Origin of the sequence: Pseudomonas sp. K2I15, from assembly GCF_002204795.1 — a bacterium.
Taxonomy (GTDB): Bacteria; Pseudomonadota; Gammaproteobacteria; order Pseudomonadales; family Pseudomonadaceae; genus Aquipseudomonas.
This window is the reverse complement of record NZ_NIXO01000088.1, coordinates 1-15,052: the sequence shown is the minus strand read 5'-3', so window position 1 is coordinate 15,052 and position 15,052 is coordinate 1. Positions and strand designations below refer to the sequence as shown.

Annotated in this window: 13 protein-coding genes and 1 pseudogene; 12 read left to right on the top strand and 2 right to left on the bottom strand. The window is 59.3% G+C overall.

Going from position 1 to position 15,052, the window contains the following annotated elements:
• Positions 1–218: 218 nt before the first annotated feature.
• On the bottom strand, positions 219–2,129 hold the full coding sequence (locus tag CEC48_RS28940; protein WP_088426933.1) for a sigma-54-dependent Fis family transcriptional regulator: 1,911 nt from the start codon (positions 2,127–2,129) through the stop codon (positions 219–221).
• 286 nt (positions 2,130–2,415) lie between these two features.
• Between CEC48_RS28940 and CEC48_RS28935 the strand changes: the two genes are divergently transcribed.
• From CEC48_RS28935 to CEC48_RS28895, 9 genes are all read left to right on the top strand, one after another.
• Positions 2,416–3,936 carry an aldehyde dehydrogenase family protein gene (locus CEC48_RS28935; RefSeq protein WP_003219398.1) on the top strand — a complete coding sequence of 507 codons (1,521 nt, stop codon included), beginning with the start codon at positions 2,416–2,418 and terminating at the stop codon, positions 3,934–3,936.
• Positions 3,937–4,041: 105 nt separating this feature from the next.
• Positions 4,042–5,490 carry an ethanolamine permease gene (gene eat, locus CEC48_RS28930; RefSeq protein WP_088426931.1) on the top strand — a complete coding sequence of 483 codons (1,449 nt, stop codon included), beginning with the start codon at positions 4,042–4,044 and terminating at the stop codon, positions 5,488–5,490.
• A 64-nt stretch (positions 5,491–5,554) separates the two neighbouring features.
• Positions 5,555–6,949 carry an ethanolamine ammonia-lyase subunit EutB gene (locus CEC48_RS28925; protein ID WP_088426930.1) on the top strand — a complete coding sequence of 465 codons (1,395 nt, stop codon included), beginning with the start codon at positions 5,555–5,557 and terminating at the stop codon, positions 6,947–6,949.
• The gene (gene eutC, locus CEC48_RS28920) at positions 6,946–7,794 is read left to right on the top strand and encodes an ethanolamine ammonia-lyase subunit EutC (protein ID WP_088426928.1); all 849 of its coding nucleotides are present in this window, start codon (positions 6,946–6,948) and stop codon (positions 7,792–7,794) included. The genes CEC48_RS28925 and eutC overlap by 4 nt, the downstream gene beginning before the upstream one ends.
• Before the next feature lie 91 nt (positions 7,795–7,885).
• Positions 7,886–8,344, top strand: a complete 459-nt coding sequence (locus tag CEC48_RS28915; RefSeq protein ID WP_076014106.1) for an N-acetyltransferase — start codon at positions 7,886–7,888, stop codon at positions 8,342–8,344.
• A 273-nt stretch (positions 8,345–8,617) separates the two neighbouring features.
• The gene (locus CEC48_RS28910; protein ID WP_088426926.1) at positions 8,618–9,274 is read left to right on the top strand and encodes a DedA family protein; all 657 of its coding nucleotides are present in this window, start codon (positions 8,618–8,620) and stop codon (positions 9,272–9,274) included.
• Positions 9,275–9,280: 6 nt separating this feature from the next.
• Positions 9,281–10,111, top strand: a complete 831-nt coding sequence (locus CEC48_RS28905; RefSeq protein WP_088426925.1) for a zinc-dependent peptidase — start codon at positions 9,281–9,283, stop codon at positions 10,109–10,111.
• Between the two features lie 93 nt (positions 10,112–10,204).
• Positions 10,205–10,732 carry an inorganic diphosphatase gene (gene ppa, locus CEC48_RS28900; RefSeq protein ID WP_003237090.1) on the top strand — a complete coding sequence of 176 codons (528 nt, stop codon included), beginning with the start codon at positions 10,205–10,207 and terminating at the stop codon, positions 10,730–10,732.
• A gap of 214 nt (positions 10,733–10,946) precedes the next feature.
• Positions 10,947–11,723, top strand: a complete 777-nt coding sequence (locus CEC48_RS28895) for an XRE family transcriptional regulator (RefSeq protein WP_088426923.1) — start codon at positions 10,947–10,949, stop codon at positions 11,721–11,723.
• Between the two features lie 235 nt (positions 11,724–11,958).
• Here the strand turns inward: CEC48_RS28895 and CEC48_RS28890 are convergent, their stop codons facing one another.
• Positions 11,959–12,270 carry a DUF6124 family protein gene (locus CEC48_RS28890; RefSeq protein WP_088426922.1) on the bottom strand — a complete coding sequence of 104 codons (312 nt, stop codon included), beginning with the start codon at positions 12,268–12,270 and terminating at the stop codon, positions 11,959–11,961.
• Between the two features lie 401 nt (positions 12,271–12,671).
• Here CEC48_RS28890 and CEC48_RS28885 point away from each other — a divergent pair, with 401 nt between their 5' ends.
• The 3 genes and pseudogenes from CEC48_RS28885 to CEC48_RS28875 form a co-directional block, all read left to right on the top strand.
• Entirely contained in the window at positions 12,672–13,316 is a 645-nt protein-coding gene (locus CEC48_RS28885; protein WP_088426920.1) for an NAD(P)H-dependent oxidoreductase, read from the top strand.
• Positions 13,255–13,647, top strand: a complete 393-nt coding sequence (locus tag CEC48_RS28880; RefSeq protein ID WP_088426918.1) for a MerR family transcriptional regulator — start codon at positions 13,255–13,257, stop codon at positions 13,645–13,647. Before CEC48_RS28885 ends, CEC48_RS28880 begins: the two co-directional genes overlap by 62 nt.
• A gap of 147 nt (positions 13,648–13,794) precedes the next feature.
• Positions 13,795–15,052, top strand: a pseudogene (locus tag CEC48_RS28875) (type IV secretion protein Rhs); the annotation flags it as partial.

Sequence of the window (15,052 nt, the reverse complement as noted above, 5' to 3'; positions counted from 1 at the left end):
GGTACAGATACACTTTTTCGACTTTGGCATCGGGTCGCATCATGGCGAGCTGGCTCCTGAGGGAATCGGGAGCACAGCATCCGGGATCCGATAAGCGCTTTGAATGTGGGGTTTATGGAGCGCTTACAATTGATCAATACGACCCCACGTCAATTAGGTACCGCCCTACCGCCCACAAATAAGCTAATCACTCAGAGCAGGAATAAGTAACACCCTCGTTACACCTGACGTGCTATGCCATATTTACGTAACTTTCTATAAAGCGTATTTCTGCTGACACCCAACACCGCTGCCACATGCGTCATATGCCAGCGTTGCTGCGCCAGCGTCGCCAGCAATGCCTGGCGTTCGGCAGCATCCAGCAATGAATTTGCCGGCTCGCTCACCGCAACCGTCACGGTTTGCACGACACGAATCTGCGCAGGCAGGTCATCAAGCCTCACCCGCCCGTCCTCACACAATGCGGCCAGGGTGCGCAATACCGTACGCAACTGCCGCACGTTGCCCGGCCAAGCAAACGCCAACAGGGCCTCGCGAGCCTCGCCGTCTAGTAGCACCGCCTGATCACCCGCCTCTTCGGCCAGCAGAAAGTCCAGCAACTGCGACTTGTCACTGCGCTCACGCAATGGCGGCAAGGCCACTTCCAAGCCATTGAGCCGGTAATACAGGTCCTCACGGAAGCTGCCGTCCTGCACCCGATCAAGCAGATTGCGGTGGGTGGCGCTGATAATTCTGACGTTCACCGCCTGCGGTTCGCCGCCGATGGGCACTACCAGGCGATCCTCAAGCACTCTTAATAGCCGGGTTTGCAAGGCCAGCGGCATATCGCCGATTTCATCCAGAAACAAAGTGCCGCCATCCGCCTGTTGCAGCTTGCCGCGCATGCCTTCCTTGCGGGCGCCGGTGAAACTGCCGCCGCGATAGCCGAACAACTCACTTTCGATAAGGCTTTCCGGGATGGCGGCGCAGTTGAGGGCCACAAAGGCTTTATCCGCCCGCAGGCTTGCATGGTGCACGGCCTTGGCAAACGCCTCTTTGCCAGAACCGGTTTCACCCTGGATCAACAGCGGCACATCACGCTCAAACACACGCAAGGCCCTGCGGAAATCGTTTTGCAGCGCCGCATCGCCCAGGCAAATGCCTGGCAGCCGCGGCCGCTCGGGCAAGGGCTGAGGAACCGGCACCGGCACGCTGCGTGGCTGGCCGCGCAACACTGCAAACAACCCACGGCCATCGCGGGTACGCAGGGGCCAACTGGCGCTGGCATTCGCGCTGGCACGCCCGAGCAACTCATCCAGCGAGCAATCGAAAAACGCCTCCACCGGTTGCCCCAGCAACCCGCCACGGATTTGCCCGAGCAGGTTCAACGCACTCTGGTTCACCGCACAAATACGCCCTTCGCCATCGAACGCCAGCAGCCCTTCGCTGAACAGGCCCACGGACTCGGCCTGCAAATGAAAGCGCAGCAACCAGTGGTTTTCGAAATGCCGCAGGAAGTAACAGCTCTCGATCATCTTCGCCGAAAGGTTAACCAGCGCCATGGTGTGAAACTGGCTCTGGCGCGACACCGCTTCCCGGGCCGAGGACACATCCAGCACCGCCAGCAACTCGCCATGCGGGTCGAACACCGGGCTGGCCGAGCAGGTAAGGCCGGTGTGCCGGCCGCGGAAGTGTTCATCGCGGTGAATCGTCAGGGACTGGCGCTCCACCAGGCAGGTGCCGATACCGTTGGTGCCTTCGCAGGCCTCGCTCCAGTCGGCGCCCAGCCAAAGCCCGGCACGCTCGAAAATCTTGCGCTCGCTGGGCGCGGTGACACAGTTGAGGATCACTCCCCGCGCGTCGGTAAGCAGTACCGCATGGCCGGCGCCGGAGAGCTGTTGATGCAGGCTGTTCATTTCACTGCCGGCGATGGTCAGCACCTGTTGCAGGCGTTCGCGGCTCTCCAGCAGGCGGCCATGTTCGAGCACCGTGGGGGCAATGGTCAGCGCGGGGTCGAGGTGATAGTCCTCCAGGCAACGCAGCCAAGAGCGCGCGATGGACGGATCGCTACCGGGGCCGTGCAGCGGGTCCTGGCCACGGGTAACGGTCAGGACTTGTTGGGCATGGCGACTGAAATGATCGTTTTGCATGTTCTTATTATTCTCCCTGCGTGAAGCACACCGCGCGCGAATGCCCAGCATCCTCCAGCGTCCCGACCAATGCAATCCCGACCAGACCCATGGGTCACACGCCGTACCGTTTGTGGCACAAACTGTCACACAGGCTGTACCAGTCGTGCCACAGCAACGGTTTGCAACAAACCCCAACCCCTTGATTTACGGGCACTGCAAGGCACTGGCCCGACCTTTGCTCTACGCTTTAACAAGCACAACCGTGCGTCCTCCAATAAACACAAAAAGCCAGGAGATACCCACCATGCGTTACGCCCACCCCGGTACTGAAGGCGCTATCGTTTCGTTCAAGGCCAAGTACGGCAACTACATCGGCGGTGAGTTTGTCGCGCCGGTCGATGGCAACTACTTCACCAACACCTCGCCGGTCAACGGCAAGCCCATCGCCGAATTCCCGCGTTCCACTGCCAAGGATATCGACAAGGCGCTGGACGCCGCCCATGCCGCCGCTGACGCCTGGGGCAAGACCTCGGCTCAGGACCGCTCGCTGGTGCTGCTGAAAATCGCCGACCGCATCGAACAGAACCTCGAACTGCTGGCCATCACCGAAACCTGGGACAACGGCAAGGCCGTGCGCGAAACCCTGAACGCCGACATCCCGCTGGCCGCTGACCACTTCCGCTACTTCGCCGGCTGCATCCGCGCCCAGGAAGGCAGCAGCGCCGAAATCAACGAACACACCGCCGCCTACCACTTCCACGAGCCGCTGGGCGTGGTCGGCCAGATCATCCCGTGGAACTTCCCGCTGCTGATGGCCGCCTGGAAACTCGCGCCAGCCCTGGCCGCCGGCAACTGCGTGGTGCTCAAGCCCGCCGAGCAAACCCCGCTGGGCATCAACGTGCTGATGGAGCTGATCGGCGACCTGCTGCCGCCAGGCGTACTGAACGTGGTGCACGGCTATGGCAAAGAAGCCGGCGAAGCCCTGGCCACCAGCAAACGCATCGCCAAGATCGCCTTCACCGGCTCCACGCCAGTGGGCTCGCACATCATGCATGCGGCGGCCGAGAACATCATTCCGTCCACCGTTGAGCTGGGCGGCAAATCGCCGAACATCTTCTTCGCCGACATCATGAAAGCCGAGCCGCAATTCATCGAAAAAGCTGCCGAAGGTTTGGTGCTGGCGTTCTTCAACCAGGGCGAAGTGTGCACCTGCCCTTCTCGCGCACTGGTAGAAGAGTCGATCTACGACGATTTCATGAAAGTAGTAATGAAGAAGGTCGAGTCGATCAAACGCGGCGACCCGCTCGACACCGACACCATGGTCGGCGCCCAGGCGTCCGAGCAGCAATTCGACAAGATCCTGTCCTACCTCGAAATCGCCAAGGGCGAAGGCGCCGAGCTGCTGACCGGCGGCAAGGTCGAGAAGCTGACCGGCGATTTGGCCACCGGCTATTACATCCAGCCGACCCTGCTCAAGGGCACCAACAAGATGCGGGTGTTCCAGGAAGAAATCTTTGGCCCGGTGGTGAGCATCACCACGTTCAAGGATGAAGCCGAAGCCCTGGCGATCGCCAACGACACCGAGTTCGGCCTGGGTGCCGGCCTGTGGACCCGCGACATCAACCGCGCCTACCGCATGGGCCGGGCGATCAAGGCCGGGCGTGTGTGGACCAACTGCTATCACCTGTACCCGGCGCATGCCGCGTTCGGCGGCTACAAGAAGTCCGGTGTGGGCCGTGAGACTCACAAAATGATGCTCGATCACTATCAGCAGACCAAAAACCTGCTGGTGAGTTACGACATCAATCCGCTGGGCTTCTTCTAACGCACTGAGAGGCAACCTGTTCCCACATTTGATCTTCGCAAGTAGTTACTATCCGCCCGACTCAAGAAAGTCGGCATAAATAATAACAATGGAAGGTACTTCATTATGCCTAGCGAACCGAACGGCGCTCCGGCGTCCGGGTCTTCTGTCGACTTCGAAAAAGTCGGTACCGAATACTTCCAACAACGTGAACTGAAAAAAGGCGCTGCCGGCTGGGTGCTTTTGGTCGGCCTTGGGGTTGCCTACGTGATCTCCGGTGACTACGCGGGCTGGAACTTCGGCCTGGCCCAGGGTGGCTGGGGCGGCATGTTCCTCGCCACACTGCTGATGGCCACCATGTACCTGTGCATGTGTTTCTCCCTGGCCGAACTCTCTTCCATGATTCCTACTGCCGGCGGCGGCTACGGCTTTGCCCGCAGCGCATTCGGCCCGTGGGGCGGGTTCCTCACAGGCACCGCTATCCTGATCGAATACGCCATCGCCCCCGCCGCCATTGCGGTGTTTATCGGCGCCTATTGTGAGTCGCTGTTCGGCATTGGCGGCTGGATGATTTACCTGGCGTTCTACATCATCTTTATCGGCATCCACATCTTCGGCGTGGGTGAAGCGTTGAAGCTGATGTTTGTGATTACCGCCGTCGCCGCGATTGCCCTAGGCGTGTTCCTGGTGGCGATGGTGCCGCACTTCAGTGTCGCCAACCTGCTGGATATTCCGGTGACCGAGGCCAAGGGCGCCAGCACCTTCCTGCCATTCGGTTATGTCGGCGTGTGGGCAGCGATTCCCTACGCGATCTGGTTTTTCCTTGCCGTCGAAGGTGTTCCGCTGGCCGCCGAAGAAACCAAAAACCCCAAACGCGACCTGCCTCGCGGCCTGATCGGCGCCATTGTGGTGCTGACCAGCTTCGCCCTGCTGATTTTGGTGATCGCCCCGGGCGGCGCCGGTGCCTACGCGCTGATGGCGTCGGGCAATCCGCTGGTGGAGGCATTGTCCAAGGCCTACGGCGGCTCCACGTGGATGGGTCACTTCGTCAATCTGGTGGGCCTGGCCGGGCTGATCGCGAGCTTCTTCTCGATCATCTACGCCTACTCCCGGCAGATCTTCGCCCTGTCCCGCGCTGGCTACCTGCCGCGCAAGCTGTCGCAGACCAACAAAAGCAAAGCGCCGGTACTGGCACTGGTCATCCCCGGCATCATCGGGTTTGGCCTGTCACTGACCGGCCAGGGCGATCTGCTGATCCTGGTAGCGGTGTTCGGTGCGACCATTTCCTACGTGCTGATGATGGCCGCGCACATCACCTTGCGCATCCGTCGCCCCAAAATGGACCGCCCATACCGCACACCGGGCGGCATCTTCACCTCGGGCGTCGCCCTGGTACTGGCCTGCATCGCTGTTGTAGCGGGCTTCCTGGTGGATCCGCGCGTGGTCATTGGCGCCGCGATCATCTATGGAGTATTAATTGCTTACTTTGCTTTCTACAGTCGGCATCACTTGGTAGCAGGCACGCCGGAAGAAGAATTTGCGGCGATCCAGGCCGCAGAGGCCGCCTTGCACTAAACGCCGTAAACCTCGGTGCGGGCGCTTTACTCACATTCTGCCCGCACCGACAAGGAGACTCTGTATGGCAAGCTTTTCCCACGCGGTTGGCGCATTGACCTACCGCTTTGACAGCCTCAAGGACGTGATGGCCAAGGCCAGCCCGGCGCGCTCCGGGGATTTCCTGGCTGGCGTTGCAGCGCAGAACGACGGTGAGAGGGTGGCGGCGCAAATGGCGCTGGCCAATATTCCGTTGAAGCACTTTCTTGAAGAAGCGTTGATCCCGTACGAAAGCGACGAAGTCACCCGGCTAATTATCGATACCCACGATAAACAGGCGTTTTCCGTGGTCAGCCACCTGACGGTCGGTGGCCTGCGGGACTGGCTTTTGAGCGACGCGGCCGATGAACAAAGCCTGCGAGCCCTGGCGCCCGGGCTGACGCCGGAAATGGCCGCCGCCGTGTCGAAGATCATGCGCGTGCAGGACTTGATCCTGGTGTCGCAAAAGATCCGCGTCGTCACAAAATTTCGCGGCACCCTGGGCCTGCGCGGGCGCCTGTCCACCCGCCTGCAACCCAACCATCCCACTGATGAACCCGCCGGCATTGCCGCGAGCATTCTCGACGGCCTGCTCTACGGCAACGGCGACGCCATGATCGGCATCAACCCGGCCACCGACAGCATCGCCTCGATCTGCGCCATGCTGGAAATGCTCGACGCGATCATCCAGCGCTACGAAATCCCGACCCAGGCCTGCGTGCTGACCCACGTCACCACCTCCATCGAGGCCATCAACCGTGGCGTGCCGCTGGACCTGGTGTTCCAGTCGATCGCCGGCACCGAAGCGGCCAACGCCAGTTTCGGCATCAGCCTGAGCGTGCTGCAGGAAGGCTACGACGCAGGCTTGAGCCTGAACCGCGGCACCCTCGGGCAAAACCTGATGTATTTCGAAACCGGCCAGGGCAGCGCCTTGTCGGCCAACGCGCACTTTGGCGTCGACCAGCAAACCTGCGAAACCCGCGCCTATGCGGTGGCCCGGCATTTCAAGCCATTTTTGGTGAATACGGTCGTAGGATTTATCGGCCCCGAGTACCTGTACAACGGCAAACAGATCATCCGCGCCGGCCTCGAAGACCACTTCTGCGGCAAGCTGCTGGGCGTGCCGATGGGCTGCGACATCTGCTACACCAACCACGCCGAAGCCGACCAGGACGACATGGACACCCTGCTCACCCTGCTGGGCGTGGCCGGGATCAACTTCATCATGGGCATCCCGGGCTCCGACGACATCATGCTCAACTACCAGACCACTTCGTTCCACGACGCGCTGTATGCCCGACAAACATTGGGTTTAAAGCCTGCGCCGGAGTTTGAACAGTGGCTGGCAAAAATGGGCATCTTCACGCAAGTCGACGGCAAGGTGCATTTCGGCAACAGCCTGCCTCCGGCATTCCGCCACGCCTTGGCGCAATTGGGATGAAGAAGGAACCGCCTGTGCACATCGACACCCCGGAAAATAATGTAGACAACCCGTGGCTGGAACTACGGCGCCTGACCCCGGCGCGGATCGCCTTGGGCCGTACCGGCACCAGCATTCCTACTGGGGCGCAACTGGATTTCCAGTTCGCCCACGCGCAGGCGCGGGACGCGGTACACCTGCCGTTTGATCATGTAGGACTGAGCAGCCAACTGGCCGAACGTGGCCGCGACAGCCTGTTGCTGCACAGCGCCGCCGTTGACCGCCACAGCTACCTGCAACGCCCGGACCTTGGGCGGCGCCTGAGCGATGAATCGGCCCAGACGCTACGGGACTACGCCGAAGCCAACCCGGGCGGCGTGGACCTGGCGGTGGTGGTGGCCGACGGTTTGTCGGCCCTGGCGGTGCATAAACATACGCTGGCGTTTCTTACACGCATGGAGGAACAAACCCACGCTGAGGGCTGGTCGCTGTCACCGGTGATTCTGGTAGAACAGGGCCGCGTCGCCGTCGCGGATGAAGTCGGCCAGTTGCTGGGGGCGAAAATGGTGGTGATCCTGATCGGCGAGCGGCCGGGCCTCAGTTCGCCGGACAGCCTGGGCCTGTATTTCACCTACAACCCCAAGGTCGGCCTCACCGATGCGTACCGCAACTGCATCTCCAACGTGCGCCTGGAAGGTTTGAGCTACGGCATGGCGGCTCATCGCCTGCTTTACTTGATGCGTGAGGCCTGTCGTCGGCAGTTGTCGGGAGTCAATCTCAAGGATGAGGCGCAGATTCAGACACTTGAATCGGACAATCCCGACCTGATGAAGGGCAACTTCCTGCTCAGCCCACCGCAGGACTGATCGCCGCACGATTGCGCTTTTTCTCCGCTTTAGGCAGCATCAAGACACGGCCGCTCGAGTGGTCATACCCCATTGTAAGTTGAGGCCTGGCATGCGGATAACTCAAGCGACCCTGGAACACCTGGACCTGTTGACGCCGCTTTTCGTCAAATACCGTGAGTTTTACGGCGCGCTGCCGTTTCCTGATTCGAGCCGCGCATTCCTGGAAAAACGCCTGCGCCGCAAGGAATCCGTGATCTACCTGGCGCTGGCCGATGATGACGACAAGAAACTGCTCGGTTTTTGCCAGCTGTATCCGAGCTTTTCCTCGCTGTCCCTCAAGCGCGTATGGATCCTCAACGACATCTACGTGGCCGAAGACGCTCGCCGGCAGTTGGTAGCCGACAACCTGATGCGCACCGCGAAGAAGATGGCCAAGGAAACTCACGCCGTGCGTCTGCGTGTGTCCACCAGCAGCGACAACCTGGTTGCGCAGAAAACCTACGAGTCGATTGGTTTCAGGGAAGACACCGAATTCAAAAACTACGTGCTTCCGATCAGCGATGACTGACAAAAAATATCTCTGTAGGAGCAAGCTTGCTCGCGAAGATCGATAACGATGACGCGTTCTTTCTGGATGAACGCGGTGTGCTGACGTTTTTCGCGAGCAAGCTCGCTCCTGCCACGACATCCCCCGCTACAAAACCAACACGCTTTTCACGACTCTATCCGTATAATGCCGACCTTTCAGGGTCGTAAGAATTACGCCACAACCTTGTAGCCCTTATTCCCCGAAGCCTCCGCACAGGCCCGCTGAGCCAGGCCATTCACACAGGTGCCCCCCATGGATTTCAACCCGCTCGACCTTATCCTGCATCTCGACGTCTACCTCGACATGCTGGTGAGAAATTACGGAGTGTGGATTTACGCCATTCTGTTCCTGGTTATCTTTTGCGAAACAGGCTTGGTGGTCATGCCATTCCTGCCGGGTGATTCCTTACTGTTTATCGCCGGCGCAGTCGCTGCAGGCGGCGGCATGGACCCAGTATTGTTGGGCGGCTTGCTGATGCTCGCGGCCATCCTGGGTGACAGTACCAACTACGTGATAGGACGAACGGCCGGGGAGCGCTTGTTCAGCAACCCCAACTCGAAAATCTTCCGCCGCGACTACCTGCAAAAAACCCACGACTTCTACGACAAGCACGGCGGCAAAACCGTGACCCTGGCGCGCTTCCTGCCGATCCTGCGCACCTTCGCGCCGTTCGTCGCCGGCATCGCCAAAATGCCTTACCCGCGCTTCTTCGGTTTCAGCGTGTTCGGCACCGTCCTCTGGGTCGGCGGCCTGGTAACGCTGGGCTACTTCTTCGGCAACGTACCGTTCATCAAGAAAAACCTGTCGCTGCTGGTGGTGTTCATCATCCTGCTGTCGTTGGTACCGATGATTATTGGTGTGGTCCGCAGCCGCTTTGGCAGCAGCTCGTCCGAAGCCAAGCCGCAGTAACCTGCGATGTGGTCCCTCAGCGCCTGGCGTCGCCGGCGCCTGCTGGCCAAGCACCCGATTGCCGATGAAACCTGGCAGCGGGTGCGCCACCACCTGACCTTCCTCGACGGCATCACCGCCGAGCAAGACCAGTGGCTGCGTGAAGCCTGCGCAGTGTTCCTCACCGAAAAACACCTCACCGCCCTGCCCGGCGTCGAACTGCACCAGGAACAACGCCTGCTGCTCGCCGCCCAGGCGCAGCTGCCACTGATGAACCTCGGCGACCTCGACTGGTACCAGGGTTTCCACGAGATCGTGCTGTACCCCGACGACTTCCTCAGCCCCCAGCGCCATCGTGACGCCAGCGGCGTGGAACATGAGTGGGACGGCGAGCACAGTGGCGAAGCCTGGCAACAAGGCCCGGTAATCCTCGCCTGGCCCGGCGTGTTGGCCAGCGGCAACTGGGAAGGCTACAACCTGGTGATCCACGAGCTGGCCCACAAGCTGGACATGCTCAACGGTGACGCCAACGGCCTGCCGCCGCTGCACCACGACATGCGCGTGCAGGAATGGGCCAGCGTCATGCAAAGCGCCTTCGACGACCTCAACCGCCAACTCGACCACAACCCGGACGCCGAAACCGCCATCGACCCATACGCCGCGGAAAATCCGGCCGAGTTCTTTGCCGTCACCAGCGAATATTTCTTCAGCGCCCCGGATTTACTGGTCAGCACTTATCCACAGGTGTACGAGCAACTGAGCCACTTCTACCGCCAGGACCCGCTGGCGCGCCTGCACCAACTGCAAGCCGGCGACGTACGGTATAAGACTGAACGCCAAGCGCCCTACGACGTCTGACGCATGGCATCGGCGTCAGAATATGCCTATAATCGCCGCCACTTTTAGGCCAATCCGGCCATGTTTCATGGCCAACTACGGGGGCAACGCCCAATGAGCTACAGCAAGATTCCGGCTGGCAAAGACCTGCCGAACGACATCTACGTCGCCATCGAGATTCCGGCCAACCACGCGCCGATCAAATACGAAATCGACAAAGACAGCGACTGCCTGTTCGTTGACCGTTTCATGGCCACCCCGATGTTCTACCCGGCCAACTACGGTTTCATCCCCAACACCCTGGCTGACGACGGTGACCCCCTCGACGTGCTGGTCGTGACCCCTTACCCGGTTACCCCAGGCTCGGTTATCCGCGCACGCCCGGTTGGCATCCTGAACATGACTGACGACGGCGGCGGCGATGCCAAAGTTATCGCAGTACCTCACGACAAGCTGTCCCAGCTGTACGTCGACGTGAAGGAATACACCGATCTTCCGCCACTGCTGCTGGAACAGATCAAACACTTCTTCGAGAACTACAAAGACCTCGAAAAAGGCAAATGGGTGAAGATCGAAGGCTGGGGCAACGCAGACGCCGCCCGCGCCGAGATCATGAAGTCGGTTGCTGCCTACAAAGGCTGATACCGCTACTCGTTATAAAAAAGCCCCGATTATTCGGGGCTTTTTTTGTGGGAAAAATATAAACATCCGGTTATTTTAATAAACATATCTACAGTAATTGTTTAACTAGTTTAGTTAACTAACAGAAACGCCCTTCAATAAGGAAACACCTACATACAGCAACTCAACGCATGGTTTATTTGATCTGATTTTACGGCCAGTAAACTCTGCGTTTATGAATACATCAGGTGATCGCTTAAGAGCGCTATTACGGGAAGTTCATCTTTCCGCTTCCGACTTCGCCAAGAACCGCGATGTTACGCCTCAACACGTAAACAACTGGTTCAAACGCGGCGTCCCCATGGGCCGGCTCAACGAGTTCGCAGAACTGCTGTGCGTCACCAGCCGTTGGCTGCGCACTGGCGAAGGCCCCAAACATCCACCCGCCAACTACCTGCTGGAAGGATCCGATGCAGACAACTCACACCGTATCGCCCGCGAGAACAGTGGCAACTACATAGCCCACCCGGTCTCGGGCCCGGTAAAAATCGACGTGGAGATTCCCCTCCACCCCACCTTCACCTCAACCGAGAGCATTCGCCTCTCCCTGCACACCCTTGAAACCATCGGCGTAAGCCCGGAGCGGGCACTCGGTGCCTACATGGTCGGCAACAGCATGATCGACATCATCCAGGACGGAAGTACCCTCGCCATCGACTGTGGTCGCAAGCAGATCATCGACGGAGAAATCTACGCGGTAGAGCACGACGGAATGTTGCGGATCAAATACCTCTACAACCGGCCAGGAGGTGGCCTGCGGATGCGTAGCCATAACAGCGCCGAGCATCCGGACGAGTTTTTGACCTATGAACAGCGGCATGAGCAGAACTTTGAGATTCTGGGTTGGGTGTTCTGGTGGGCGACGCTGAATAATCGCCGGCCACCAGTACCGTTGGATGAGCATTTATTGGGCTACGAAGGCTCTAAATCGGATCCGAAGCTGGGAAATTGAAGGGAATATGGGTATTATGCGCCGCACATTTGGTAGGGGGTTGGCGTGAGCCGGTCCGCCCTGCCTGGCGATGCGGAGGAGTTCCCGCTGATGCCCCTTATCACCCAGGCGCGAGCCCGGGTGAACGATTTGAAGGCTGGTGAGGTTTACCAAAAATAAGCTGAACCAGTCCCCGAGAAGCCGGCCACAAGCCGGCTTTTTAATGCCTGGAAGAAAGTCGAGGCGCGAAATCACCTCACCTCGGCTGCAAACAATCCAGTGCTCGATCCACCACCACCTTCGACATTTCCACCAGATGCATCACCGCCCGCTGCGCGCCATTCAGCGGCTCGGTCGACGCCTGGGCGGTCGCCACGGCGCAATGCAATAACTCGGCAGCATGGGCCAGAGCATCTTCGAAACTCAGGTCGTCATCAACGGTGAACGGGTTGGGTGAAGGCTGTGCTTCAGGTGCTTTGAGGTAATGATCGATCGCGCGCCGAGTGGCATCACTGTCGCTGAGTAAGGCTTTATGGAATGCGGGTGGATCGGGGGTAACTTTGACCATGGTAGAACTCCTAGCAGTGAGTTGAACCACTAACTTCTCGCGACTAAACGATCAGAAGGTGGCAGCTGTACGCAGGTTAGTCGACCGGCCGCTAGGCACCGGCGCACCCGAAGGTGCCCTGCGCACAGCCACCATAAAGTGCAGGCGATAAATACCTGGCTTTGAGATGGCGCTGTGCGCCTAGCGTTGTCCGGGCGACTAAACCCGATCACCGAATATGCAGTGACGGAACGCAGACTAGTCGCGGGATTTTGCTGGCGCAAGCGCTTGGAATTCTCTAGGAAACGTCCTGCAAATGAAAGGGATGAGTCTTCCTGGCCATTCCCAATCACTGCCCCTTCTTGACTCTCCCCTAAGGTCACACCTCACCCTGAAAGCCTAACTTTCAGGACTCCACTGCCATGAGCCAACGCATCCTGGTCATCCTCGGCCACCCTTCCAGCACAAGTTTCTGTTCTGCCCTCACCGACACCTATATCACCTCTGCCAAAACCGCTGGCCACGAAGTACGCGTGCTGCGTCTGGGCGATCTGACTTTCGACCCCACCCTGCACAACGGCTACAGCCAGGTCCAACCCCTGGAGCCCGACTTGCTCAACGCTCAGTCCGACATCCTGTGGGCCAATCACCTGACGTTTGTTTTCCCCATCTGGTGGGGTGGCATTCCGGCGCTGATGAAGGGTTTTATCGACCGAATTTTCCTGCCTGGTTTCGCCTTCAAATACCGTAAAGGCAAGGCTTTCCCCGACAAACTCCTGAAGGGCCGAACCGCGCATTTGCTGGTGACCCTGGACACGCCGCCGTGGTATTACAGATGGTTCTACCGCATGCCCGCGCTGCATCAGATGCGCAAGACGACGCTGGCGTTCTGTGGCATCCAGCCGATCAAAACTCTGCTGTTCGGGCCGGTGCTGGGTTCCACGCCAGCGCAGCGGGAACAGTGGCTGAAACAGGCCGGCGCACTCTTTGGGAAAAGGACTTTTCATGTACATCGGCAAAGCCGCGCAACTGTCGGGCACAACCATCAAAGCGATTCGTCACTATGAGGCGATTGGCCTGTTGCCGCCGCCGCAACGGGAAGGTCGTTATCGGATTTACTCCACGCAAAGTGTCGAGCTGCTGACGTTCATCAAGTGCGCTCAGCAGTTGGGTTTCAAGCTCAAGGAGTTGCAGGCGATTCTGGGTGGGCATCACAGTGATGGGTTGCCCTGGGAGCTGGCGGACAAGGCGATCACCAGCAAGAAGCAGGAGTTGGTGCGACAGATTGAGGCGTTGCAAAAGATGCATGAGGGATTGGTCGAGTTTGAGACCAGCCTCAAGGATGCTCAGGGTCAATGCAGCGCGCCACTGAAAACCTCACTGCCGTCAATGAGCTGAATCGCTGTTTTGTGTAGTGCTGAGCAGCGGCTCAGCATGGAAAAAATCGCCCTCCTCGTAAGCCCAATCTGATTTTCCGGACCACTCGTCCAGCCCCTATTTTGCTGTTGCAGACTCCGACGCCTCCCCTCTGCAGAGACGTCACGGATGACTGCTTCTTCGTCCCACATTGCCCATATCGAACACGAACTGGATGGCTTTCATCAGAGCCTGGTCGTGTATCGCCAGCAGATGAGCGCCTGGTATTCGCAGGCGTTGGACAAGGTCAGCCATGCGACAGATTTGCCGTCGTTGCTGGGAATGGACCGGATCATTCGGGTGAGAGATTCGAGCAAGTCGGTGAGCATGACCGATGACAATTTCTCGACGGTGGTGCGCTGTGAGGTGGGCGGCGTACTGGAGATCGAGAGCAAGTTCGAGTCGGTGTATGACGTGCCGCTGGGAGGTATCCCGGTTGAGGTGATTGGGCTGGATGACGGCAGTTCAACCGTCGTCATGCTCGATGAACAGGGGAAAGGCTCTCACCCCTGTGTGGCCGGCAAACGCTACCGGGTGCGGGTGCAGGGTGGGGTTTCGCAGGAGCAGGTCGAGGCGCTGTTTTCGTCTTACGACGGTTTGACCGCGGACCTGGAAAGCTGGCTTCGCAAACAATGGGATGGTTTCAGGCCGCACTGGGAAAGGTCCACTTCAAGCGCGATTGGCAATGGCGTGCTGGCGGGAAGTTGGGCGGCGATCACCGGGGTGTGGGACGCCATCAAGCAGGTGCAGGAGATTTTCAAGGATCCCGGCAAGTTGTTTGAAAGCCTGGGGGCCGAAGCCAATGAACTGATGGCGCTGGCCCGCACTGCGCCAAAAGTCATGGAACAGGCGATGTTGCTGGCCAGTGATGAGGCGGCACTGTACCTGATGTTGCGCACGGCGATGATTTGGCTGTCGGTGTTGCCGCCAAGTGAGGTTGCCGGTAGTACCGCCGAGGCGGTGGCCGGGTTTGTGGTGTCGTTGCTGATCGATTTGTTGGTGGCTGCGTTACTGACGGTTGTTTTGCCGGCGGCGGGCATCGCCTATTTGGTGTCGCGTGCGTTCAGGTATGGCGCTCGGATTGTTGAGGCGGCCATTCAGTTTGTGAAGGGCATTTTCAACGTTCTTCAGAGCTTTATGGGGGCGGTGGGACGTTACAAGACAGTGGCAGTTCGGGGCGCCGTTGAGGGGTTGAAAAAGGGGAGTGTGCAGATGCGCTGGGGGCCGCGCCAGAACACGGCGATTCGGCAGGGAGCACACGTGGATGATGTGCCTGTTTCAGCGAAAACCCCCAATGGGGATGCTTCAGTCTGCGCGGTAGACACCTGTAAAAACGGCTGCCCGGTGTCGATGGTTACCGGTGAGGAGCTGCTGACCCTCACGGATG

Coding starts and splice junctions, on each gene's coding strand:
- CEC48_RS28940 (WP_088426933.1), bottom strand. CDS start 2,129: ATGCAAAACGATCATTTCAGTCGCCATGCCCAACAAGTCCTGACCGTT.
- CEC48_RS28935 (WP_003219398.1), top strand. CDS start 2,416: ATGCGTTACGCCCACCCCGGTACTGAAGGCGCTATCGTTTCGTTCAAG.
- eat (WP_088426931.1), top strand. CDS start 4,042: ATGCCTAGCGAACCGAACGGCGCTCCGGCGTCCGGGTCTTCTGTCGAC.
- CEC48_RS28925 (WP_088426930.1), top strand. CDS start 5,555: ATGGCAAGCTTTTCCCACGCGGTTGGCGCATTGACCTACCGCTTTGAC.
- eutC (WP_088426928.1), top strand. CDS start 6,946: ATGAAGAAGGAACCGCCTGTGCACATCGACACCCCGGAAAATAATGTA.
- CEC48_RS28915 (WP_076014106.1), top strand. CDS start 7,886: ATGCGGATAACTCAAGCGACCCTGGAACACCTGGACCTGTTGACGCCG.
- CEC48_RS28910 (WP_088426926.1), top strand. CDS start 8,618: ATGGATTTCAACCCGCTCGACCTTATCCTGCATCTCGACGTCTACCTC.
- CEC48_RS28905 (WP_088426925.1), top strand. CDS start 9,281: ATGTGGTCCCTCAGCGCCTGGCGTCGCCGGCGCCTGCTGGCCAAGCAC.
- ppa (WP_003237090.1), top strand. CDS start 10,205: ATGAGCTACAGCAAGATTCCGGCTGGCAAAGACCTGCCGAACGACATC.
- CEC48_RS28895 (WP_088426923.1), top strand. CDS start 10,947: ATGAATACATCAGGTGATCGCTTAAGAGCGCTATTACGGGAAGTTCAT.
- CEC48_RS28890 (WP_088426922.1), bottom strand. CDS start 12,270: ATGGTCAAAGTTACCCCCGATCCACCCGCATTCCATAAAGCCTTACTC.
- CEC48_RS28885 (WP_088426920.1), top strand. CDS start 12,672: ATGAGCCAACGCATCCTGGTCATCCTCGGCCACCCTTCCAGCACAAGT.
- CEC48_RS28880 (WP_088426918.1), top strand. CDS start 13,255: ATGTACATCGGCAAAGCCGCGCAACTGTCGGGCACAACCATCAAAGCG.